The 25,843-nt window shown below is 40.5% G+C and carries 18 protein-coding genes; 7 read left to right on the top strand and 11 right to left on the bottom strand.

Annotated features, from left to right (window positions below):
• Window positions 1-23: 23 nt before the first annotated feature.
• From NQ117_RS01080 to NQ117_RS01055, 6 genes are all read right to left on the bottom strand, one after another.
• Window positions 24-1,232, bottom strand: coding sequence for a macrolide family glycosyltransferase (locus tag NQ117_RS01080; protein WP_258276185.1), 1,209 nt, complete (start codon window positions 1,230-1,232; stop codon window positions 24-26).
• A 258-nt stretch (window positions 1,233-1,490) separates the two neighbouring features.
• Window positions 1,491-2,702: a macrolide family glycosyltransferase gene (locus NQ117_RS01075; RefSeq protein WP_258276184.1), complete on the bottom strand. Its 1,212-nt coding sequence runs from the start codon at window positions 2,700-2,702 to the stop codon at window positions 1,491-1,493.
• A gap of 277 nt (window positions 2,703-2,979) precedes the next feature.
• The gene (locus NQ117_RS01070; RefSeq protein ID WP_258276183.1) at window positions 2,980-4,194 is read right to left on the bottom strand and encodes a macrolide family glycosyltransferase; all 1,215 of its coding nucleotides are present in this window, start codon (window positions 4,192-4,194) and stop codon (window positions 2,980-2,982) included.
• A gap of 259 nt (window positions 4,195-4,453) precedes the next feature.
• Window positions 4,454-5,587, bottom strand: a complete 1,134-nt coding sequence (locus tag NQ117_RS01065) for a glycoside hydrolase family 18 protein (RefSeq protein WP_258276182.1) — start codon at window positions 5,585-5,587, stop codon at window positions 4,454-4,456.
• 6 nt (window positions 5,588-5,593) lie between these two features.
• Complete coding sequence (locus NQ117_RS01060) at window positions 5,594-6,694, bottom strand: acyltransferase (RefSeq protein ID WP_258276181.1); 1,101 nt, start codon at window positions 6,692-6,694, stop codon at window positions 5,594-5,596.
• Window positions 6,695-6,740: 46 nt separating this feature from the next.
• Complete coding sequence (locus tag NQ117_RS01055; RefSeq protein WP_258276180.1) at window positions 6,741-8,066, bottom strand: glycosyltransferase family 2 protein; 1,326 nt, start codon at window positions 8,064-8,066, stop codon at window positions 6,741-6,743.
• Window positions 8,067-8,500: 434 nt separating this feature from the next.
• Here NQ117_RS01055 and NQ117_RS01050 point away from each other — a divergent pair, with 434 nt between their 5' ends.
• The 6 genes from NQ117_RS01050 (at window position 8,501) to NQ117_RS01025 (ending at window position 16,985) form a co-directional block, all read left to right on the top strand.
• Window positions 8,501-9,601, top strand: a complete 1,101-nt coding sequence (locus NQ117_RS01050; RefSeq protein WP_258276179.1) for a DUF1835 domain-containing protein — start codon at window positions 8,501-8,503, stop codon at window positions 9,599-9,601.
• Window positions 9,602-9,823: 222 nt separating this feature from the next.
• Complete coding sequence (locus NQ117_RS01045) at window positions 9,824-10,861, top strand: DUF418 domain-containing protein (RefSeq protein ID WP_258276178.1); 1,038 nt, start codon at window positions 9,824-9,826, stop codon at window positions 10,859-10,861.
• 498 nt (window positions 10,862-11,359) lie between these two features.
• A complete protein-coding gene (locus NQ117_RS01040; protein WP_258276177.1) occupies window positions 11,360-11,968 on the top strand; it encodes a DJ-1/PfpI family protein in 609 nt (202 codons plus the stop codon).
• Entirely contained in the window at window positions 11,965-14,055 is a 2,091-nt protein-coding gene (gene glgX / locus NQ117_RS01035) for a glycogen debranching protein GlgX (protein ID WP_258276176.1), read from the top strand. Before NQ117_RS01040 ends, glgX begins: the two co-directional genes overlap by 4 nt.
• A gap of 10 nt (window positions 14,056-14,065) precedes the next feature.
• On the top strand, window positions 14,066-16,198 hold the full coding sequence (locus NQ117_RS01030; protein ID WP_258276175.1) for an AGE family epimerase/isomerase: 2,133 nt from the start codon (window positions 14,066-14,068) through the stop codon (window positions 16,196-16,198).
• A 61-nt stretch (window positions 16,199-16,259) separates the two neighbouring features.
• Entirely contained in the window at window positions 16,260-16,985 is a 726-nt protein-coding gene (locus NQ117_RS01025; RefSeq protein ID WP_258276174.1) for a hypothetical protein, read from the top strand.
• Between the two features lie 332 nt (window positions 16,986-17,317).
• Here the strand turns inward: NQ117_RS01025 and NQ117_RS01020 are convergent, their stop codons facing one another.
• Complete coding sequence (locus NQ117_RS01020) at window positions 17,318-19,099, bottom strand: HNH endonuclease (protein ID WP_258276173.1); 1,782 nt, start codon at window positions 19,097-19,099, stop codon at window positions 17,318-17,320.
• 357 nt (window positions 19,100-19,456) lie between these two features.
• Complete coding sequence (locus NQ117_RS01015; RefSeq protein WP_258276172.1) at window positions 19,457-21,814, bottom strand: heavy metal translocating P-type ATPase; 2,358 nt, start codon at window positions 21,812-21,814, stop codon at window positions 19,457-19,459.
• Window positions 21,815-22,158: 344 nt separating this feature from the next.
• Between NQ117_RS01015 and NQ117_RS01010 the strand changes: the two genes are divergently transcribed.
• Complete coding sequence (locus NQ117_RS01010; RefSeq protein ID WP_258276171.1) at window positions 22,159-22,863, top strand: MerR family transcriptional regulator; 705 nt, start codon at window positions 22,159-22,161, stop codon at window positions 22,861-22,863.
• Between the two features lie 147 nt (window positions 22,864-23,010).
• Here NQ117_RS01010 and NQ117_RS01005 read toward each other — a convergent pair whose 3' ends face one another.
• From NQ117_RS01005 to NQ117_RS00995, 3 genes are all read right to left on the bottom strand, one after another.
• Complete coding sequence (locus tag NQ117_RS01005; RefSeq protein ID WP_258278122.1) at window positions 23,011-23,742, bottom strand: sulfotransferase family 2 domain-containing protein; 732 nt, start codon at window positions 23,740-23,742, stop codon at window positions 23,011-23,013.
• A 213-nt stretch (window positions 23,743-23,955) separates the two neighbouring features.
• A complete protein-coding gene (locus tag NQ117_RS01000) occupies window positions 23,956-24,840 on the bottom strand; it encodes a VanW family protein (protein WP_258276170.1) in 885 nt (294 codons plus the stop codon).
• Window positions 24,841-25,131: 291 nt separating this feature from the next.
• A complete protein-coding gene (locus NQ117_RS00995; protein ID WP_258276169.1) occupies window positions 25,132-25,794 on the bottom strand; it encodes an oxidoreductase in 663 nt (220 codons plus the stop codon).
• Between the last annotated feature and the right edge of the window lie 49 nt (window positions 25,795-25,843).

The raw sequence follows: 25,843 nt of genomic DNA, 5'->3' as shown, positions 1-25,843 counted from the left end.
TCACTCAGGAGGCAGCCACTATTCTACACTTTAGAAAATAAAGACACGACGCGTCTAGCAGCTTCTTGGTAACCGCCAGCTTCGCGGAAAGAATCTCCGATCTGCTTAGCATTCTGCTTATAGGAGGCATCATGGAGCACTTGGAGCAACGCCGATTTTAACACTTCAGGTGTAAGGTTGTACTTATCCAGTGCAATTCCCGCTCCTAACTCCTCTACCCGCTTTGCGACCACTGGCTGATCGGAACTTAATGGGATCATCACAAGCGGGACATTATAATACAGAGCCTCACTTGTACTGTTCATACCAGCATGAGTTATGAAAGCATCCGCACGCTGAAGAATTTCTAATTGGGGAACATAAGGCTCGATGATGAAATGATGAGGAATACAATCGCCTAGCGGATCCAAATCCGTGTCTTTACCGCAAGACAATACGAATTGAGCTGGTATATCTTGAAAGGCTTCAAAGCATAGCTTGTAAAATTCCACATCTTTGTTCAAAATCGTACCCATCGAAATGTATACAACTTGCTCATACTTGGAGTGCAGTTGTTCAAGTGGGAAATCAGGAGCATCGGAACGAGGTATAATCGATGATCCAGTAAATATAAAGCTCTCATCCAGCTTATCTGCATCTGGTTGAAAATAGCGACTCGTAAATATAAGCTTATATTTACCTATCTGACGAGAAATATCTTCAAAGGCAGGAACGTCAACGTTATATTCAGCAGCGATTTGCTGTGCAGCATTCGTTATCCTGTCACGTAAGGCATCCATATCCAAATCAACAGCATCAGTTGGCATTTCGAAATCAGGTACATTCGCGATAACAAAATGGGAGATCGAGCAAATCGATGGGATGCCAAGCTTTTCTGCTATAATAGGACCTCCCCAGCCAAACATGGAGTCAAAAAGGACGAAATCAAAGGATTCATTCTCTGTAAGCCTCAATATTTCAGAAATATGAGGTTGAATAATGCCTCGCAGTATAAATTCTGTGAATTGCAGTGGATGTTTGATTTCTGCAGGGTTGAAACCTAGTTCTTTAAATATTTCCTCATTCAATTGAAACGGCAGGAATTGGGCTCCGGTCTGTGATAGCTTGTTCCGATAATCTTCCGTACACATGTAGACAACTTCTTCTCCGTTCTCAACAAGCTGCTTCACTAGTCCTAATGTCGGATTTACGTGACCTTCTGCTGGAAGGTTTAGATACAGTATGCGTGCCACTTACTCCACCTCCATAATTTATGGGGCAAGTTCACTTCTGCATAACATGTTGTACTTTCCATTCCATTCGTGAGCAAGTCCCCATGTTTCTTAAGCAACTCAATGGCAATAGCCACCATATAATGATAGATCAGGTTGAATGAAGGATCAAGCTACGACCCTTTATGCGCATTGTAGCTTACATAACAAGGCAGATTTAAAATAAAAATGGCCGTTCCCCTCAAAAGGAAACAGCCATCGTCTGTTTTTTAATTGCAACTATACTTTCGAAAATAAAGATAAAATGCGATTCGCAGCTTCTTTATAACCACCAGCCTCGCGGAAGGATTCCCCGATTTGCTTCGCATTCTTTTTATAAGAAGGATCTTGCAGAACTGAAAGCAGCGCGGATCTTAAACCTTCAGGCGTAAGATTGTTCTTGTCCAGTGTAACTCCTGCACCTAACTCCTCTACCCGCTTGGCCACAATCGGTTGATCCGAACTTAATGGGATCGTAACAAGCGGTACCTGATAATAGAGCGCTTCGCTTGTGCTATTCATACCCGCATGGGTGATAAAGGCATCCGCTTGCTGCAGAACTTCTAATTGCGGAACATAAGGTTCGATGATGAAGTTATGAGGGATAGAGTCCCCAATTGGATCTAGATCGGTGTCTTTGCCGCAAGATAATACAAATTGAACCGGAACATCTTGAAAGGCTTCAAAACATAGCTTGTAAAACTCCACATCTTTATTCAAAATGGTGCCCATAGAAATGTATGCGACTTGCTCATATCGGGATCGAAGCAATTCAAATGGAAATTCAGGAGCGTCATGACGAGGAGTAAGGGAAGGTCCCGTTAATATAAAGCTATCATCAAGCTTTTCCGCATCTGGATGGAAATAGCGACTCGTAAACACTAGCTTACTTACACCATGATGGAAAAATACTTGTTCAATCGCTGGAACGGTCACTTGATACGTATTGGCAATTCTCTCTAACGTACTTGTTGTCCGTTTATGCAGCGCTTCAATATCCAAGTCGCCATGATCATCTGCGGATTCTTCGAGTTCCAGCGGTTCCGTAAAAACAAAATGTGTAATCGAGCATATTGCTGGGATTCCAAGTTTCTCTTCTAAAATAGATCCACCCCAGCCGAACATCGAATCATAAATAAAGTAATCAAATGATTCATTCTGCACAAGTCTCAATATTTCAGGGACATGGGGCTCAATAATGCCACGGAGAATAAAATCGACGAATTGAAGCGGATGCCTCGCTTCTGTAGGCGTAAAACCAAGTTCATCAAATAAATTTTCATTTACTTGATAGGCTCGAAACTCTGCCCCAGTCTGTTGAATCCTCTTCCTATAACCCTCCGTACACAGATAGACAACTTCTTCTCCGTTGTCGACTAGCTCCTTCACTAACCCTATTGTCGGATTAACATGACCTTCTGAAGGAATGTTTACATACAGTATGCGTGCCACTTACTCCACCTCCATCAATGTATGGGGCAAGTTCACTTCTGCATATCATGTTGTAATACCAAATCTATTCGTGAGCAAGTCTCCCATTTTTCTAGCACTTCAATGTAAATAGCCACCATATTATGATAGATCAGGTTGTAACGATGATCAAGCTTATCACTATGAATTGTTCGCTATGCTCCATTTTCTAGTATAGCAATTGTTGACAGATAGAATGGCCATCCCAATTAGGGGACAGCCACCGTTATGATCAAATATAGCATTTCTTGTTATTTCACTATACTTTCGAAAATAGAGACATAATACGATCAGCAGCCTCTTGATATCCACCAGCACTGCGGAAAGAGTCACCAACCATCTTCGCACGCTGTTTATAAATTGGATTGTTCAGCACTTTTAAGACAGCAAGCTTTAGCGTTTCAGGAGTAAGGCTATCCTTGTCTAATGTGATTCCTGCTCCTAAATGTTCTGCTTGCTGCGCCACAATCGGCTGATCGGAGCTTAATGGAATCGCAACGAGTGGAACATCATAATACAATGCTTCGCTTGCGCTGTTCATGCCCGCATGTGTCACAAAAGCATCTGCTCGTTGCAGAATTTCCAATTGAGGAACATAAGGCTGTATGATGAAATTATTTGGAATGCTATCATCGAGCGCCGTAATATCTGTAGCTCTGCCACTAGCAAGTACAAATTGAGCTGGTATATCTTTAAAAGCCTCAAAGCAAAGTTTATAGAATTCGATATCTTTGTTCAAAATACTGCCCATGGAAATATAGACGACTTTGTTATATTGCGAGCGAAGTTGGTCAAATGGAAAAGATGGATCATCAGGGCGCGGTGAAATGGAAGGACCGGTAAAAATGTAGCTATCGTCAAACTTTTCCGATTCGGGTTGGAAATAGCGGCTAGTAAATACGACTTTCTGTTGGCCGTACTGGCGTGTAATATCATCTAAAGCAGGTACAGTCACATTGCAAGCTAATGCAACTCTTTCCGCTGTATTCGTTAATCTCTCGCATAATGCTTCAGCATCGAAGTTCTCGTCGGATTCTTTCATTTTAATAACATGGCTTACAGGCTTATCAAATACAAAGTTTGTAGCAGAACAAATTAGTGGGATACCTAGCTTCTCTCCTAATAGAGCACCGCCCCAACCAAATAAGGAGTCAACAATGACGTAATCAAAGGAATCATTTTCAGTTAAACGCAAGACTTCAGGAATAATAGGTTCAATCATACCTCTGAGTATAAATTCGGTGAGTTGATGTGGATGTGTAAATTCTGTTGGACTAAGGCCAAGTTCTACAAATAATTGTTCATTGATTGGATAGGCTCGGAATTCCGCCCCTGTCTGGGCCAGCCTATGCCGAAATGGTTCTACGTTCATGTAAACAACTTCTTCTCCGTTGTCGACTAGCTGCTTCACCAATCCTACTGTTGGATTCACGTGACCTTCTGCTGGAATCGTAACATACAAAACGCGTGCCACTTACTCCACCTCCATTAATTTATGGGGCACGTTCACTATGTAATTCTAGCTGAGGAACATCCTATAATCGTGATAAAGCCCCAATTCCATATGCAATGATAAGAATGCTCCTAGAGCATATATCTTTTGGGGCATATGATCAAGCATTCCATCCATCATTTTCACGTAGCCCCAATCCCCGAAAAATCCACGTCTGATAAAGATAGTGGCCATTCCCTCACAGGGAAACAGCCACCAATGTTCAACCTTTTTTCACATTTTAATCTAGATGGTCGAACAAGTATTTCATAATCCCATCCTGGGCATCGTGAGAGTATTCCCACACCATCGCGCCGCCTAAGTTTTTCTCTTGAATGTATTTCACTTTTGCTTCCAGTGCTTGCTTATCCTCGTACGTAATAAAAATATCCCCATTGTATAAATATGCTGCTTTTGCTTTATCATCATAGTAACGCTTATACCCTTGCTTATCCATAAATGTAGAGACAAGTGACTTATAGCTAATATCGAACTTGTCGATATCAATTGGGTACCCAACCGTATATAGCCCCTGCAGCTGTTTTTCCTTATCTCTGTGTACATTTTTCCAGCCATAGGAATAAGCAGGGATCCCCATTAGTATTTTCTTGCTGTCAATTTGATGCGCTAAATAACGATTCATAACTTCATCGACACTGTTCGTTGCTATCCCTTTTGAGTCAACGTAAAGATTGGCATTATAGGCGGTTGTATCCGACCATTCACCTGTTAAGTCATAGCTCATAACATTGATATAATCGACATACGGCTCTACCTTTTTAACCTCTACATTTGTAAAATACCATTCCTGTGTACCTGCGGCGAAGCTAAGCAAGTAGTTCTTATTCTTCTTTGGAAGCTTGTCCAGCTTCTCTCTAAGTTCTTTTATCAGACTTGTAAAGTTCACCGTATCAATGTCACGTGCCTTTTGCGTGTTCCAGGCATCGTACCCCGGGTACTCCCAATCAATTTCAACCCCGTCCAGACCGAGTTCTTTAACCATATTAATAATGTTATCAGTAAACTCACTACGGTTCTCATCAAGCGATGCATCAGAGAATCCGTCAACTGCATAACCACCTACTCCAAGCACAAATCGTGTCTTTTGATGTTCCTGCTTCAATCTTTTAATCGTGTTTTTTATCTCTTCGTCAGCATTTTTGTCTTTGCTAAAATAAATTTCATTTTTATCAATATTCGCAAAGGAAATATAAGCAATGTCGACGTAATCCAACTGTGTTTCATCAATCGTCTTATAAATCGGGATATAGGCTGCAGTCACCTTTTCATCTTTCGTGTTAGTAATATACATGTAAGTACTCATCCCAATTACTAATAAGGCGATAAATATTTTCGTATAGATGCTAACTTTCATGCTCGGTTACCCTCTTCCACCAAACAGCAGCTTGGTTACGTATTTATTGAGATGCAGTACTTTGACAGTTACGTAACTGATTAGAAATATAGCAACAACATTGAATAACAAACTGGCACTTACCCGCAATAAGGAGGCATCTACTTCGATTTTTCGAGAAATGGCCAGTTCCACGAGCAAGTGAATTAAGTAAATACTAAAGCTTGCTTTGGATAAAGAACCGATTACGGTTTGAATTTTATGATTGAGATTCTCATTCATTGAGGTTTCCTTTTCCTGATAGTAAAGATAAACCGCGACAGCCATAAAAAATGTCGGTATTGAAAAGTTGCCATAGAACATTTCATCCAATGAGCCCTTGTGTTGGGATACAAAATAAGTTGCTATTGGAGTAATAAAAAAGGAGGCAACACCGATATTAAACAAAACATGTTTTACCCGTTGAGGCAGTTCATAATGGAATAAGTAGTAGCCGAGAACGAAGTATCCGAGGAAACCCGTAAACAGAGGTATATTCATACTAATAATATAAATAGATTGGCCTGTCACTCGAAGTACCGTTTCAGTGACAAACTGATAAACGATACTAATCGAAAACCATCCAATGATGAAATATCTCAAGTCTTTCTCGCTGCATACTTTTACCAACTTACTTATTAATGGGACCGTCATATAGATAGCGATAATTACATAAAGAAACCATAGATGGACATAGTTCTGATTCATAATCAATCGATAGCCGAACCCTGTGACATACTCCCACCATGTTAGTTCATATTTTATGATGTAAAATTGATTGTAAAGGTCATAAATGATTGACCAACTCAACAAGGCGAGAAATAGCGGTAAAATTCTTTTCTTGTAAAAAGTACGATAGGATGTGACATGAACCTTAAGCATCATTGCTCCACTGATCATAAAAAACACGGGTACGGCGAACCGTGCAATTGAGTTTAATATATTACTGAACCACCATGATGCAGAGTTGAAGTCAGTTGATCGTATTAATAAATCTGCTGTCGTGTGCAGTGCAATAACCGCAACAATTGACAATATCCGGAGTATATCTATATATATAATTCGATTAGGTTTGGCAGCGGGTTCCATTGTACGTTCCTCCTAGTTGTTCATAGCACAGTCAAGTGTTAACACATTAGCTAATAGAAGCTACACCTTTTCGTTCTACATAGCCCCAGCCTTCGTCATTGTCAAAGTATTTGAACGTTCCAACGATTGTTAAGTACGTTAACAGGTTCCGATACGTAAAGATTTCAACTTGGCTGAATATAAACATACGAATGTAATCTTTCCACGTATAATTGCTTCCATATTTTTTGCATAAATATAGCGAGACAATGATTTGGATCGCATTCACAAATATAGACATGAAAAACAACAGGAAAGCGACAAATAAATTACCGCCAACAAGCAGCGTTTGTAGAATAAAGAAGATCGTTGTAAACGCCGTTAATGTTCCTAAAATAAATCCATCGATCGCGAAGAAAATGCTTACGCCAAAGCTGAATTTCTGAGACAGCTTCGACCAATAGATTAAGATGCAATCGATAAATGCTTTTTGCCATCTAATTCTTTGCTTATAGAAGTTTTTAATATTTTCAGGGCATTCGGTGTAGCACACCGCTTCAGGTGCATAGACGAGACGTTTCTTGAGGTTATTAGCTTTCAAATATTCGTGAATTTTGAGCGTTATATCAATGTCTTCACCTACTGTACTGCGAAAACCATTGACTTCCATTAATAAGTCTTTGTAGAAGGCACCAAAAGCGCCGGAGATGACAACAATCGAATTAAAAACGGATTGTGTTAACTTTCGTACGTAGAAACCGTGAATATAGCTAATAATCTGACTTTTAATAATCCCTCTCCCTGTAAATCTTTCAAAAATGACACCATTCTTTTTCTCAGCACCTTGCACAATTTTAACAGTGCCCCCTACTGCGACAACTTCTGGATCATGAAAATATTGATTCACATATTTAAGGGAGTTAACTTCCAACATGCTATCAGCATCTAGAGTGATAACAATATCTGCATGAGCACAGTCAATTCCTGCGTTCAATGAATCCGCTTTACCACCATTATGTTTATCGAGGACATAAATATTGCGATGTTTCTTTGACCTGTACATTTGCTTAATCGGTTGATATGCTAGTCGCTCGTCGGGTTTACGACGGTAAATTTGCAAGTCCAACAACTCATCAAGCTTCGATAAAGTTCGGTCAGTTGAGCCATCATTAATGATGATAAGTTCATAGTTTTTATAACGTATTCCTTGCGCCGCATCAATACAGTTTTTTATCGTAAGTTCCTCGTTATAAGCAGGTACAAGTACAGATATCGACTTTTCAGTAAGCTTAGGCTTAAGTTTCTTTACTTTGCTAGCAAAAAGGGGAATGAAGGTATATAGCGTTTGAAATACTAAAAAAGTAATAGTCGTTACATAAAGAAAATATGACAAGTCTCTCACTCCTTTTTCTCTATTTTCTAACGATAACCGCACATGCTGTTCCTACTTGCTGTTAGGACTCGTCCACCTCACCCTGCCAAGAATTAGGTAAATTTCACCACTACTATCAAACTACTCATTTGATTTTAGAAAGTAAAACCGCATTAATTTTCAAGAAAACGAATACATCCCTATTTTACAGGCATTTTCTTCCTCAAGATCCTTTTTACTCGAAAATCAATATTTAATCAAATCTTAATATTAATGACATAAAAATGTATAAACGTACGCTTTTTTATACTTTTTAGCTCTGTCACTATAGACTTTGATAACATTTTAATACATAATCCTATACATAACTTCGTGTGAACATTTACATAACAGGACAAAATATTGGAATTTTTTTATATATAGTTATGCAAGGAAACCCTCGTTTAGGAGAGGAAGTGTCTATCATTCAGCTGCCAAAAAAAGCAATAGTAGGTGTAATCAGGTCTCAACCGGAGCAAGAAAGCAAGCTTTATCTCATGCAAGTAATGGCAATCGTGGAGACTTTGAAGCAGGAACAACATTTGCAAGAGGAGTGCTGTGATAAGCTCTTTCAAATCTATGAAGAAATGTTGACTCCTCCTGAGGCTCATAGTTGGGAACCGACTGAAGAATGTGAACGAGTACATATTGTTGTAGGCGATTCATTTGCTGGGAGTATGAAAAATTCATTACGTGAATTAGGTCGAGAGCACAGCGATAAACTCATTTGCTTGCGTGATCATTTCGCGTATGGTCCATTGTGGCACTTTCATGAAAGAGAAGGATTAATGCGCAGATGGGAATGGCTGCAGGATCATATTCATCCTGGAGATGATGACGATAGAGATTCTATTTTCCGTTCTAATGAACACTTGATGCAGCAGTTTGAGCGAATTCCTCCCACTGGCTCTGTCTATGTATGGGGAGCAAACAATGCACACGAGCAGAGCGGATTGCGATATGCGATTTATTTGCTGCGCGATAAATCGAACCATGTTGTTCTATGTGACGCCGTAGAGATGAAGCAACAGTTATTTCATACGCCCCCCACACACAATGCATCGTATTATTCCGGAGAATTACATATGGATAAGTTGCCAACTATTCTTGAACATAGCCTAACCTATTCGCCTATTGATGTTGAGGAAAGACGGAGATTGGAACAAGAATGGCGGGTGCTTTCAGAAGATACCGGCAATTTACGAGTTATAAAAGACGGAAAAGTTGCAAATGTACCCGTAGACTACTATGATGCTTGCTTGCTCCAAACGGTAGAGCAGCTGCATCAAGCGCAAGATGAATATAACTTCATAAAGTCGGCCCGCGTTATCGGTCAAGCATTAGTCTCGGCAGAACAATATGTCAACGACAGTTATTTCGAATATCGACTGCGCGAATTAATATACAGCGGTATGCTTGAGATTAAAGGGATACCTCGTGCAATGAGATATTACAGCGTGAAAAGATCGAACGGAGAGAAAAGCAAAAGCATGCAGACTGAAATTACTCACGATTAGTCAATCTTCTACTTTCGGGAACAACCGTGTAATTCTAATATAAGCATAATCAAATTTACCAATTACAGCAAAAATGGAGCGTCATGTACAATTCACTGTACGATGCTCTATTCCTTGGTTTCCTTACAAGGTTGTCACACTACTGAAAGTAAAATCAATGGGAACCATAAGACTATCCTTCTATAATAAACCAAGTAGTTAATGGATTTAAGGAGTTGTCTTATGGAAAACACACAATTACAGCAAAGAATTGATATCCTTGATTATTTACGTGGATTTGCATTAATCGGCATTATCTTTATGAATATTATTAGTATGATGCTCCCTGAACTGCCTGCTGTGAACTCGCATGATGCAGCTTATCAGCGTTTTCTTTATTTATTTGTAGAAGGACGATTCTATTCGATATTCTCGTTCTTGTTCGGTGTTGGTTTTTACATTTTTATTACAAGAGCATTAGCAAAAGGCAACAATGGATACATCTTGTTCCTTCGTCGTATCGCCGCATTATTTGCGATTGGGTTTATTCATCAAATGTTCCAGCCGGGTGAAGCCTTAGCGCTGTATGCGATCTGCGGGCTACTTCTCATTCCTTTTTACAAACTGCCTAAGCAGATCAACTTAATCATTGCCATCGTTGGTATTACCGTATTTGGCTACATAGGTAGTAAGTTGATGCTTACGTTCCCGTTAATTTTATTAGGACTCGCAGTCGGTCAGTATCGTATATTTGAACGACTTGCTAACTTGCAGAAACAGGTATGGGCATTTGCGCTTATTATGCTGCTGCTCTCAGCAGCTGGCCTATGGTATCAGTTTCAGTACCTTCCAGCCGAACCGTTTTTCCCATATATGATAGGAGGCGATCTCGATCCTCACCTCCTACAAGTTAATCAATTTTTGAGCATCGGTATTATGATTGGTCCAATCGTATCCGCGGCATTTGTCGGTATTTTGATACTATTGTTGCAAATGAAAACGATTCGAACGTTACTAGCACCGTTAAAATATTATGGCCGTATGGCGTTGACGAATTACTTAAGCCAGACTGCACTTATTTTGCTAGCTGCTCAATGGCTTCAGCAATCCGACACCATCACGTATGTACAAACATTTTACATTTGTCTCGTGGTTCATCTTATATTAATTGTGTTCAGCTTGGCTTGGCTTCGATTCTTCAAGATGGGACCGATGGAATGGCTGTGGCGCGCCATCACCTATATGCGATTCGCACCTTTGTTGAAGAACAGCGATAAATAAGCGTTAATGCAAACAATAGCCCTGACCTGTTTCTGCGATTGAAACGGACAGGGCTTTTTATTATTTGTACAATTATACATCTGCTCGTTGCAAATACCACTCGACCTCACATGTAAATACGACCATCTGATGGATCAATTTCAAGTTACTTCTAGTAACGACATCGACCTAAAGCTTGGCCTCATTCCCCCTTTAAACACGCCGTTCTAATCACCACTGACTAGAATATACATGAACAGTAATTTTGCCCGCAGCCTTTTCGAATGAGATGCTCTCTGAATAAACATTAACGGAAAAAATGAAGCCGTAGTTAGACATATTGCCTCCATTCGCCTACCTCTCTCCGTCTTCTGGCTTAGTAATCGTCCATAGTTATTCAGATCATCACTCGAGAATATGCAACCATTTGCCTATGCGATTGGAAATGGCTGTTCGATTTAAGAGAGGAGAGGATGAACCATTAACACGCAACCTGGTTTTTACCATGCTCAAGGTAAAGTGAAAGGCAGAATCGGCGTACTAATCGAGTCCCATTATGACGAAACCGAATTCCAAGTATTCAATACGTATTTTCCATCTAAAGGCTTCGAGGTCGAGTACATCAGCAACCTGTGGGGGAACGGACAGCTCATCTTCACAGGCAATGATATGACCAGTCAAGTTGCCGTACAAGTCGATGTTTCAGCGCGCAAACCAACAGACTATGACGGAATTATACTGATTGGTGGATATGCAATGGACCGACTCCGCTATGAAGCGAATCCCGTTCAAGGTCAAAGCAATCAAGCACCTGCTGTACAATTTCTGCGTGAAGCCGTGAAAGCTATGGATGAAGGAAAACTTTTTGTCGGTACCATTTGCCACAGCCTATGGTTATTTTGTGCGGATCCTGCCTTGTTGCGTGGAAGAAAAGTAACTTGCTCCCATAACATTTTGTACGATGTACAGAATGCAGGAGCAACCGTAGTCTTCGATGGCAATCAGACAAGTGAGCTTATTCAGGAGGGTCAACTCATTACTGGCAAACATCCAGAAGTGGTTAATGAATTTGTCGAGAAGTTCATAAGCAGCATCTTAACTCGGGAAGGAAGAGTAATCACCCCATGAAGAGCGAGTTTAACGCATTAGTTGTTCTTCCCTATCGAGTTCGTGAAGGAAACGCTCATCCGCTGGGTGCGACGGTGACCAACGATGGCGTTAATTTTTCTATGTATTCCGAACATGCGACAGCGGTCACATTATTACTTTTTCAGCAAGACGGTGACTTGGAGCCCATACAGGAAATCTGCTTGGACCCATTGACGAACCGAACATCCTGCTTCTGGCATGTCTTTATCGATTATCTTAAGCCGGGTGTCCAATACGCATATCGAGTGGATGGACCGAACTTGCCCGAAGCTGGATTGCGATATAATCCTAAGAAGGTACTGATAGACCCCTATGCTAAAGGGAATTCCGATACGTTATGGGAACGAGTGAACGCCTGCCATGCAGAAGACAATTTACATACTTCCATGCGCAGTGTCGTCATTGATTACCGGGATTACGATTGGGAAGATGACAGGCCGCTACAACGTCCCATTCAAGATACTATTATTTATGAAATGCATGTAAGAGGCTTCACCGCCTCTCCTACCGCACAGGTCAAACATCCGGGTACATTCCGAAGTGTGATTGAGAAAATTCCCTATCTTCAACAACTAGGTGTAACTGCAGTTGAGCTGCTTCCTGTGTTTGAATTCGATGATAAAGAAATTGTTCGAGTCGTTGATGACCATGAACTTTATAATTATTGGGGGTACAGCACGATCGGTTACTTTGCACCGGACTCCAGATATTGCGTAGATCCTCAGCTAGGATCGCATTTAAATGAGTTCCGCGACATGGTCAAAGCGCTTCATCGTGCAGGAATAGAAGTGATCTTAGATGTTGTCTATAATCATACGAACGAAGGCAACCACGAAGGTCCTGTTATCAGCTTCAAAGGTTTCGACAATCTCACCTACTACTACCTCTCCTCGCAAAATAAATACTACTACATGGACTACACCGGCTGCGGCAACACCTTTAACGTCAATCATCCCGTAGTTGAGAAGCTTATTCTCGACAGTCTAGAGTTCTGGGTCAATGAAATGCATGTTGACGGATTCCGATTTGATGAAGGTTCTGTACTGACCCGAGATGAAAATGGTATTCCTACTCAACACCCCCCTGTTCTGTGGAACATCGAGCTTAGTAACTCTCTTGCAAATACAAAACTGTTTACGGAGGCATGGGATGCAGCGGGCCTCTATCAAATTGGCTCCTTTCCAGGCTATAGCTGGGCTGAATGGAACGGACGCTATCGGGACGACATCCGCAGATTCGTACGCGGAGATGTTGGCATGATTAATGATGTCGCAACCCGTATCTCCGGCAGCTCCGATTTGTATAATCATGATTTGCACGGACCTACCAACAGCCTTAACTTCATTACTTGCCATGACGGCTTCACGATGATGGACCTTGTATCTTACAACGAGAAACATAACTGGGCAAATGGCGAGTCCAATCAAGATGGCATCAATGAGAACTACAGCTCTAACTATGGTTACGAAGGCAAGACTTCGGATGAAGGCATTCAAGCTTTTCGCTTTCAACAAATTAGAAACTTCCTATCGATTCTGATGCTTTCTCAAGGAGTTCCCATGCTGCTTGCTGGCGATGAAATGGGCAACTCCCAATATGGCAACAACAACGCCTACTGTCAGAATAATGAGATCAGTTGGCTTGACTGGACCCTCACGGAGACGAACGAGAGTCTCATTCAATTCTGCAAAAAGCTGATTGACCTGCGAAAGTCAGTCAAGAGCCTGCGTAGAAAAACGTTCTTTACCGGAGCTGTGAATGAGCGTGGATTCAAAGATTTAGATTGGCATGGCTGCAAGTTGTACAGTCCAGGTTGGAACAATCCATCATCTCGTGTGCTGGCATGTACAATCGGCTCCTTTGTACGGGGAGAGCCGGATCTATATGTAGCGCTCAATATGGAGCAGCAGCCGTTGGCCTTTGAAGTTCCCCCTGCCCCAGTTGGAACAGCGTGGCGCGTTTATAGCGATTCCTCCTTCCTGCATCAGGATGGAGAGAGCATACATGCACAAGAGATCAAGGTTCAATATCATAGTGTCCTTATATTAACACTAGAAGAAATATAGGAGGTTGTATATGAAAAACCCTAAATTTACGTTTTCCGATTTAATTGCAGGCTATGTAACGAGCACGGAACTGAGCAATGATGTGTTTACATTGGAAACGTCCGACGGGCGTGCTTTCCAAGTGAAGCTTTCCGCCAACGTCTATGCAGAGCTGCTCCGCAATTTAGGCGAACCATTCTTGGACAGTAGCAGCGAGATGAGAAATAAGATTCAAAAAGGTCGCTACTTGTACGCGTACGGTATTTTTTATACAGACGGTCCTAACGATAGTTTGTCATTTGAAGCAAAACATATCGTATTCGTCGGCAATGATACCCATGAATACCGGTTTGAACAGCAGGATTGGTGGATTCAGCAAATTAAAGAACTCGGAGACTTCTATTTGCATGCACAATTTGGCTCCGATGAAATTGATTATAAAAATTACCGCACATCACTTAACTTGGAAGGTCAGCATACATCGAATATTCGTCAAGAGACCGATACGATTTCCAGGCTGGTATACGGTTTTGCAACGGCCTACATGATGACAGGTGAAGAACGTTATTTGGAAGCGGCGGACAAAGGAACGGAGTACTTGATCAACCATCTGTGCAATATCAACTCCAAAGATAATACGGCATTCTGGTATCACGCTTTGGATCAGACTCCGGATAAAGAAAAGAAAATTTTCGCTTCCGAGTTCGGTGATGACTACGACGCGATTCCTGCTTATGAGCAGATTTACGCAATAGCAGGTCCAACTCAAACGTACCGGATTACAGGGAACCCTGAGATTCTGAACGTCATTGAGAAGACAATTAACCTGTTTGATAAATACTTTTTGGATAGAGCACGCCAAGGCTACTTCTCTCATATTGATCCGATCGACTTCGATCCGAGAAATGAGTCACTGGGTCATAACCGCGCGCGAAAAAATTGGAACTCCGTAGGTGATCACGCCCCTGCCTATCTCATTAATCTTGTGCTCGCAACCGATAACGATCGTTACAAACAAATGTTGGAGTATACAGCTGATACGATCACGAAGTATTTTCCAGATTACGCAAACAATCCGTTTGTACAAGAAAAATTCCATGAAGATTGGAGCCATGACCAAACATGGGGCTGGCAGCAAAATCGCTCTGTCGTCGGTCATAATCTAAAAATTGCTTGGAACTTGATGCGAATTCATAGCATGTTTGATAAAGACGAGTATATGGCGTTGGCGGAGAAGATTGCTGAGCTTATGCCAGAAGCAGGAGGAGACCAACAGCGTGGCGGCTGGTATGACGTAGTCGAAAGAACATTGGCTGAGGGTGAAACGTCCCACCGTTTTGCATGGCATGACCGTAAAGCTTGGTGGCAGCAAGAGCAAGGCGTTCTCGCTTACCTGATTTTGGCGGGAATTTTGAATAAGGAGCAATACTTGAAACTAGCTAGAGAATCTGCTGCATTCTATAACGCTTGGTTCCTCGATCATGAATCTGGTGGCGTATACTTTAATGTGCTCGCGAACGGTCTACCATATTTACTAGGCACAGAAAGAAATAAAGGCAGCCATTCCATGAGCGGCTATCATTCCTTCGAGCTTACGTACTTGGCCAGTGTTTACAGCAACTTGCTTGTAACGAAGCAGCCGATGCAGTTCTTCTTCAAGCCGAATCCGGCAGGGCTTGAGAATCGAATTCTCCGCGTGCAGCCTGACATTCTTCCAGCAGGCAGCGTTCAGATTACAGCGGTTACGATTGATGGTAAAGCATATGATAAGTTCGATGCTGAGGCACTAACTATTGAGCTTCCAGATGTACAGCATAACGTGAAAGTATGTGTCATACTAACTCCTGTTGATGCTGCTCAGCGATTGTTAGCCCGTCTAGATGTCGATAGTCAGCGTTCGACACTGTACTTAGCTGGTGAAATCGATCATCCATCCCTTCCTTCGCTCAAGAAAGCCTTAGATGAGCTGCTGAACAGCCATCCTACAGCCGTAACATTGGATGTTTCCAATCTTAAAGATGCCGATGATGCCGGCATTCGGACCATCATTTTTGAGTTCCAAAAGCTGTCCAATAACTGTAAAATTACCATTTCAGGCGCCAATTCTGGAATTAGCAGCAAGTTTGAGAACAATCATTTCGCGGATTCCGCTACATTTGTTTAAACGATACGATACGTCCCCTTTTGCATAAGAGGGGACGTATTTTATAAAAGGGGGTGCATTAGTGACGAATCCGGCGGCTCGTAGATTGCATCATATTCTTCATAATCCCTACATGTCTGTCCTTATAGGCTTATGCTTTCTTGTGGCAGCTCTCATCGAGCTTGAAGAAATCAATCAGTTGGGCGTTCATCATGGCTTGCTGCTGTTCGGCATATGGAATGTACTGAAAATACTCCCCCTCGTTATCAGCGGGATTCGTCATTTGCACAAAGCTAGCACTGGCGAATCCATATGGACTCGATGGCTTCAATCCCTGCATGACATCACTTCTCACTCGTTTACCGAGTGTCTCATCGGCATCATCTATATCGTAACCGCCATAATGGAGGCAGAGCACAGTGTAATCTATGAATGGTCTCAGAAAGAGGTAGACATTCATCACGGATTTATGCTGTATGGCTTTTTACTTGTAGCTAAGACCCTTCCACTTATCTATTCAGGGGTACATCATTTGGTAGAATCCAATCGTAATAAGCTTCCAAAATGGTTTGCTAAACTGGAAAATCAGTATTTCGAGCTGGTAGCAGCCGTGTTGTTTATTGGTACGGGTTTGTATGAGATTATGGAGGGTTTCCTCACGAAGAATATGGATGATGTAGTGTCCTATGCCTTCCTATTCCTTCTCGTTGGATTGATGAGGTCGCTAAAATATATGCTTCATATTTATGAAGGATTAGCTTTAATCGAGAAACGTGTAAGTAAACGGGACAGTGAGAAATTTTTATAGAAAATAGAGTTTGGCTCAAATGTCCAATACTAAATAGAATGCTGTTTATCACAAATTATCCATCGAGATTATGACCTGTTTAAAAACCACTTAGATTAACCACAATTTAAAGTCTCCTGACCTCTTCAATTGAAATATAATTTTACGTACGTTAATAGTTTGTTAAAAAATATAAAGAGAAAAACCGGACGGTTATCTTTATTACCTTTCCGGTTTTTCTCTTTATAATTCTTATATTCTTATTCTAACAATCCATTACTTCCCTTCTTTTGTCCAATTCTGAAAATCACGGATTTTTTAGAAAGAAACAAAAACAGGATCGAAATTAAAAGCTATTTATTGATGCAATACGCATTAACTAACTTATTTATATTATAGTCATGAATAATAGGTTCTAAATATTTTGTAATTAGTATGATTTCATCAGAATTTAATATTTCTTGTGAATGTCTAGCTGCTGCACAGATGGATCTCAATAACATATCTAATTCTCCACCATAAATCTTACTTGATTTTACCTTTTCTTTTTTCTGATTTACTTGTACAAGTAAATCATCTATACTGACTGTTTGATTAAAGTTTAATTTCGAACAAATATGGTAAAAATCAGTTTTTGAACTTATTTTTAGAATATAAATTAATGCATCATATATACTTTCAATTGATTTCTTTTCAAGATATATCTCTCTAGTTACTGAATAATATATCTGTAATGATTCCACTAATTTAATTAAATCGTTAGCTCTTGTCATATTTTGAATATTTAAGTGACGCTTACTCTCCCTATAATAGAGATGTTTAAAATTATCGTGCCCCACTTTAAATTCATCTATTAACACCTCTTTTTTAAATCCTAATTTTTTCTTTCGGATAGAGGCATCGTATGTATATATTACTATCGGTATGAGTTCACTTGTTAACCACCTATATGCTTGTTCTACTGTCCAATAATCTCTTATCCCATAATTCTGATTCTGTTCAACGTCCCACCAAACTAACCACACTTCATCAGTAGGCTCCCAACTATTTTCCGATTCTACAAGGCTGTGTATAACACAATGAAAACCGGAATTATACTGTAGAGTTGGTTGATTATTAAAAACTTTAATCATATTACTTCCCGATGAATCAAATATATGCCATTTACCTGTTCCATGATAATTATCATGTTCTTCCGCAAATTTCAACATCATTTTCCATAAACGTTGGTTTATTTTGATAAGCTTATACTTTGTTAAATCATTACTTAAGGGTAAAAATTCTTTACAAGACAGTACTCTCTCAATTTTTTCTATGGCCAATATATACTCGCTAATAAACCTATCCACTACTTTAGAAAGATGTACTGTTTCATCCTTACTTAGGTTGAATCTACAACTCCCTAATTGAATAATAAAATTATCCTCACTCAATTTATCAATTACGTAGGGACGCATTAATAGCTCAATTGGAGTGTTTGTCCCTTTGAATAGCGTTTTTAGGATTTCATTATGTGCTAAGCTTATGTTCATACCACGAATATAAAAACTATTAAAAGTAAATAAGCAACTTCCTTCAGGTTCGTTAACTCTTGGAAGATTGCCATCCAAGCTTACCGAAAAATGCTTTATTGAACGAAAGTTAGTAAATCTATTTTCATGTTCAATATATTCATCCCCATAATCAGCAACAAAGTTATTAACTTGATCTATGTATTCCTCCAAATTCAATTCTTCTGAATTAACAGCCATTCGCATTGCCTCTATTTTAAGTGCATATTTCGATTCATCTAAGTATTTTTTTATTTCTCTATTTACATCACTTATCTTATTTCTTGCTTTTCTTAATAGCTTTGCAGTGATTTCTTCTGGTGCTTCATAGTAACTTTTTTCTCTATTACAATAACCACATGCAGGTCTTAAATTATACAAACTATTTATCTTAAAATCATTTGGTAGTTCATATTTTTTTAATACGCTTGTAAGCTCGCTATGTTTTTTCTCTAGATCTTCTGCAATGATATGGTCTATCTGTAGTTCTGGGTATTCGATATGATCTCCACAGATTGCACATTTCTTTGTATATGCTTGCCATAGAGCATATCTAACATCTGACTTTCTTTTTAAACTCTTCATTTTACCTCCTTATGTACATGTCTAATTTTTCATACTAGTAGCATAAAGATAAATAAAGAGCGCTACTACAATAGTAAACGCCCTTTTTAATAGCTATTTTTAAACTCAATTCTTTTTACAAACGCACTTGATAAAGCATACTTATTATCAAATCCATTTTTTACAATTAATTATTACCTCATTAATTATACATGAACTCTTTTTCTTTTCTCAACAACCTTTTCCAATTTCTTAATACACTCGAAATGAGACATACTATTATTGTGAGTTACTATTGAAATAGGTCGAATACAGAGTAATACTTAAATCATAAGTTTTTAATCTCTGAGGATTTTGAGAGTCACATTACGTATTCATTCAAATCGGCTTCATCGCCCGCATCGCATTTAATACTGCCAGCAATGTAACACCAACGTCAGCGAATACCGCTTCCCACATTGTTGCGATACCGAATGCACCTAGCAGCAGGAATAGTGCCTTTACACCTAATGCGAAGAATATATTCTGGTATACAATCTTTCTCGTGCGCTTCGCCATGCGAATGGCTGCAGGAATTTTGGAAGGTTCATCCGTCATGATGACGATATCTGCTGCTTCAATCGCGGCATCAGAACCTAATCCACCCATCGCAACACCGACATCTGCTCGTGCAAGCACGGGTGTATCATTGATTCCATCGCCTACGAAGATGACTTTTTCCTTCGGCAATTTCTGTGCATCAATACGCTCCAACTGCTCCACCTTATGCTGCGGTAACAGCTCGGAATAAATCTCATCTAGTCCTAGCTTCTGTCCAACAGCATCTCCTACTCGCTTCACATCACCTGTCAGCATAATCGTCTTCTTAACGCCAAGTGACTTCAATTCCTGAATGGCTGCTGCTGCATCTTCCTTGACTTCATCAGCAATGACGATATAGCCTGCATAACGCTGATCAACAGCGACATGGACAAGTGTACCTACCGATTCAGGTTCAACATAAGAAATGCCCTCTCTTTTCATCAACTTGGCATTTCCAGCTAACACATGCTGCCCGCTCACATTCACAGATATGCCGTGACCCGATATTTCTTCGTAATGATCCAGTTCGTCTTTATTGATGTTCTGACCATACGCATTCACAATGGAAAGAGCAATCGGATGGTTCGAGTACACTTCTGCATAAGCAGCATAACGCATAAGCTGTTCTTCCGTTAAGTCACCATGCGGCTGTACTTCAGTTACGACGAAAATTCCTTTCGTCAGCGTACCCGTTTTATCAAACACAACATACTTCACATCGTTTAACGCTTCGAGATAATTACTGCCTTTTACGAGAATGCCATTTTTGGAAGCTCCGCCAATCCCCCCGAAGAAGCCTAACGGAATCGATACAACTAAAGCACAAGGACAAGAAATAACAAGAAAGACAAGTGCGCGATAGAACCAATCTGAAAATGCTTCCCCTGCAAAAAATAATGGCGGTAGCAGTGTAATAAATGCTGCTGTAATCACGACTACAGGAGTATAATAACGAGCGAATTTCGTAATATAATTTTCGGTTGGCGCTTTGCGACTGCTCGCATTTTGCACCAAATCCAATATTTTAGACACCGTTGAATCTTTGTACGCTTTCGTTACTTCTACGGTTAACACACCGTTCTTATTAATAAAGCCGCTAAGGATTTCACTTCCCGCTTCCACTTCCCTTGGAATGGATTCACCTGTAAGTGCAGAAGTGTCTAGCATCGATACGCCATCAATCACTTTACCGTCCAACGGTACTCTCTCACCAGGCTTAACGACAATAACATCACCAATTTGAATCTCTTCCGGTGATACTTTGCGAAGTTCACCATTTACTTTTAAGTTAGCGTAGTCAGGACGAATATCCATTAACGCACGAATGGATTTGCGAGAACGATTGATTGCAATACTTTGGAACAGCTCACCTATTTGATAAAAGATCATAACCGCTACGCCTTCAGGATACTCGCCAATAATAAACGCACCAATCGTAGCAATACTCATCAAGAAGTTCTCGTCAAATACACGTCCACGTGTGATATTCCGCAATGCTTTATAGAGAACATCGCCACCTGCCAGCACATATGCAACAAGGAATAAAGCCAGCGCAAGATTAGATGACAGCCCGCCCCATACCGCCACAAAGGTCAACCCAATGGATGCTGCTAGCCTTATATAAGGAAGCTTGCTCTTTCCTTCAGACGCCGACTGGGAGTGCGGTTGAGCATCGCTATTCCCTTCTATTTGAACCGTAAATTTGGAATCGAGCTGCCTTATATATTGCTCCGTCTGCAAAGTAACATGCTGTAATTGTTCAGCATTTGCCTCAATCGTTAGCTGCTTCGTCACAAAGTTAACACTGGCAGATTGTACGCCGGGGATCGTCGCTACCCCTTTTTCAATCTTCGCCACACAACCTGCACAATCCATGCCTTCGATGGTAAGCTTCATCTTCTGCAGCGGTACTTTTTCTTTTACCTTGATAGATGGATCAATATCGCGAATGACCTGCTTCGCTGTCTCCACCATACTAGGTACAGCTTGTGTTGATTCAATAATTAGCGTCTGATTGACGAAGTTAAGATTACAGCTCGTCACCCCTTCAATCTTACGCAATCCATTTTCAATCTTGGCTACACAACCTGCACAGTGCACGCCTTCAAGCTCTAGTTGAGTTTGCGCGATGGAGCCTGCTTGTGACCGACCCACTTTCATCAACTCCTTATAAGAAACCTGTATAGTATGCTGCTAAGATAACTCGCATATTACAACCACGCAATAATATTCAAATGATTATTGTAATGTATGTATCTTATCGCAATACATATCAAAAATCAAACGATTATTTGAATATTTGTGTGATTGGACTCCTCGGCAATAACATGGAATCGATATGCTTATTTGCACTAGCAGCAGAGCCTTTTAATAAAGGTTTCAATTGTTGAAAGTTAGGCTCCAATTCCACCTGCATCTATACAGATTGATTGACAAAACTTTAGCATTAGGTTTACGATCAGACGACCAACTTAGAACATTGTCCAAAGAGGTGTAGGATGAAATTAAGACCTATCGATATTGCTAGAAAGCTAAATATAAGTACAAGCGCTTTGCGGCATTATGAAGACTGGGGCATTGTTCCCCCGATCGAGCGCGGAGCAAATGGTTATCGGATCTACACCGAGGTGCATGTCGCTTACTTCGAATGTATACGGGCTTTGTCTGCTGGATTCGGTATGCAGCTCACAGCAGATGTAATGCGAAAGTTACAAGCAGAACAAATGGATGCCGCCCTATGGATGGTTAATGAAAGTCAAGCATCCCTTTATCAAGACAAATTGATGGCTGAGAAGACGATTCAATTGTTGGATGAACTGGAAATGGACGAATGGAATACGAAAGGCAGAACGAAGTGGATGACAATCGGGGAAATCTCGGAAGAAACATCGATCCCTACTTCTGTACTTCGACATTGGGAACAAGAAGGGCTTATAACCGTAGAACGCGACCCACAAAATGGTTATCGCAGATATAATCGTTCTCATATTAAGCGCGTACTACTTATACGTTCCTTGCGAACAGCGATTTACTCATTAGATACCATTAAAGAAGCACTTCAAGGTCTGGACCACAACAATATCGAGCAGGCAAGAAAGATCGCCTATGATTCGTTGCAGCATTTACATAAGATGAACAAAGATCAGCTTCGAGGCACTCATTATTTATATCGTCTGTGCAAAAAGTTGAAATTGATAGAGTGAGTGTTAATAAGTAAGTATTTATGAATTTTATGAAGAATAATAACAGAATCCTCTCCTAGCAGAAATAACACTTCGCTCATTATATGGAGGGGATTCGACTTTGTGGACATGCCAAGTATGCACTTGTTGCTTTTATTTAGCCGCTCATTATTTTCCTTTTGATGTATACCAACGCTCGACCACCATCAAATATAATTGGGTATCCAATGAATTTTTGCGTGCAATCTTTTCAATGATTCCCCTCTCTAGCGTGTCCACGGAAGTCCGATTCGGGTTGCTATTTTCCTTGTACAACTTAGGGCTTCTCTTCCAGCCAAGTGCATCACGCATCGGTTGCAAACACTCCCTATACTTTTCCATTACACCAATACATGCGAAATGCCGCCTCAAATGCTGCTGCACACTTGCTTGATCGGGAAATACCGCATCTTCCACACCTACCTCATTGTGAAGTGCTGGAAAATGAGGAAATACCGCCGCCAACCCCAATAATTTGGATTGCAGATTGCTAGTAAATATATCGAATTGCTGTTCTGAAATAAATTCATGCAAACTCTTGTCTACTACCAGATGATAATACTGATGCAGAGGGATGCTTTTAATGTAGTCATATAAAGAGATAACTAATTCAATCGGATTACGAAGAATTGTAATATACCGATAAGGACGTTCGATGTACTCATGAATCCCATATGAAAAATGACCCGAAATGATTTGTATTTTTTGATTTTTATCTTTACATTTATCAATTAACCGCTCAACCGACCATTCTGGGTCATCATGCAGAAATGCAATACGGCTCTTGCTGTAGTGATCCTGGATTAATCTATTAAACGATGTTCCGCCTGTTTTAGGAATGTGAATGAAAATATCCAGCATGTTCCGCACCCAGCTAGCTCCCTTCCTATAAGCTCCATGTCTTATTCTATGCGAGCGTGTAAGAAGAGGAGATGAGGCCAACGTCACTATGAATAGCCATGTAAGAAAGGAGCTTATAGGCACACTTGCAATCGCTGCGCTGTATGCCTATAACCATATCTGTGTACGGAACAGCTGAAAAAGACTCGAACATCGGTCATGCTTTATTCTCGTTTACGGTCTGCCTTTTATCGTATTTTGAACGCGATAATTGGATTTGCTCATTAGTTCTTCCGCAACGACGACGCCATTTTTCTTCTTTATGCGCTTTGTCTCCACGACATAGCCAGGTTTTCCTTTTTGAATCGTTTTCGTTTGTTTAGAACGTGAAATACTGCTGCTCTTATAGACGGTCTTAGGCTGTATTTTTTTCAGAACTCGCGTTTTTATCTCATACGAAACCCCTTCTTCTTTTTGCCCAAGTATGCTGATCGTGATCTTGCTGTTGTCCGTATTCGTTTGGATCGTAATATCAGCTTCTGTATGGTTTCGGATTGTAAACTCTATGCTGTTATCCGCGTATGTCGCATCCCTTCCTAAACCAACGTAACCTACTGGGAGCGAATGACTACGACGTTCAACAATTTCAAGTCCGCTGAGAAGGGCTGCATTATACAGTGTCGACGACGTTTGGCATATACCTCCCCCATACCCTTCAACAAATTTGCCATTAACGATAACAGGGGCTTTTTTCAAACCGTATGACTTCTTCGTCTTTTGCACAATTTCACTGTAGTTTAATGATTCTCCTGGTTGCAGCACAATGTTATTTAATGCTTTCGTACTTGACTTGATGTTATGTGTGCGCCCAGCATGACCCGGTGCTATCTTAGTGGAGAAGCTAGCTATAACTTTGGCTTGCGCAACTGTCGCAGACTTTGATTTGGAATTAGCTTGTTTTTTTGTTTGCAGTGCTACTGCATTCATGCTCATTTCTCTCTGTTTATTATCGTTGAGCGCTGATATGCTCAACCCATTTGTCATCGCCAATGAAGACGCCATTAGCAGCATGAACATGTACTTCTTGCGTGTAGTCTTTCCTTGTTGAATTTGTCCCATGATTTCTCCCCTATACTCAAATGTGACAACCTCTTCACTCCGATTTTCAATCCGGATATGAATATATATAATTTGATCTGCAAATGAATGACAACATGGTTTCATAACTATTAATTTATTGTTACTATTGGTAACATTGGATAACTTCCCCTTCTTTTTTCAACATAAAAAAAGACTTGTTCCATAAACAGAACAAGCCTTCCCTATATGTATATAATCGACTACTTTTATCAATTCCGATAATTCCATTATGGAAACTATATTTAGGAGAGTGAACAAAACAGCGCTCCTTTACTTGCTCATCATTTGCTCAAAATGATGAACATGGTTCCCCTGCCCTTGGCTCTGACCAACCCGGTACATGGCAGCCGCTACATCTTTCGCTTGAATTGGACTATATTTGCTCCATCTCCCACGTGCAATCAGCTTAATCAGCGGGCTTACCATTATGGCTGCACTTTCACCAGGTCGTGATTCACTCCGTGAGCCAAGCAATAGCGACGGTTGGAATAAATGAACGGACGGCAAACCTAATTTCTTAATTTCTTCCTCCACATTGCCCTTTACTTGATTGTAGAAAAATGAAGAATTTGAGTCTGCACCAATGGAGGTAACCATTAGGAACTTGCTCGCTCCGCACTGTTTCGCCATTTTTGCTATAGCTAGCGGATATTCAAAATCTACTTTTCGGAATGCTTCTTTCGAGCCTGCTTTCTTGATTGTTGTACCAAGACAGCAGTAGACATGATCTGCTTGGACATGATCGAAGTACTGATCCAACTGATTAAAGTCGACCACGATCTGTTCCAGCTTCGGATGCTCCAATTGTATATTTCTTCGGGTAAAAATCTTAACTTTATGATAGGCTGGTTGCTCTAGCAATATAGGCAGCAAATGCCCTCCGACCAATCCTGTTGCGCCTACAAGCAATGCTGTTTTCTCTTTTAGAACCATTTGCTTCACCCCTATTTATGTCAAACAAAATAAAATGTATTAGTTTGAT

Origin of the sequence: Paenibacillus sp. SC116 (assembly GCF_024733555.1) — a bacterium.
Taxonomy (GTDB): Bacteria; Bacillota; Bacilli; order Paenibacillales; family Paenibacillaceae; genus Paenibacillus_B.
Note: the sequence above shows the minus strand (reverse complement) of the source record. Positions and strands in the feature narration are given on the sequence as shown.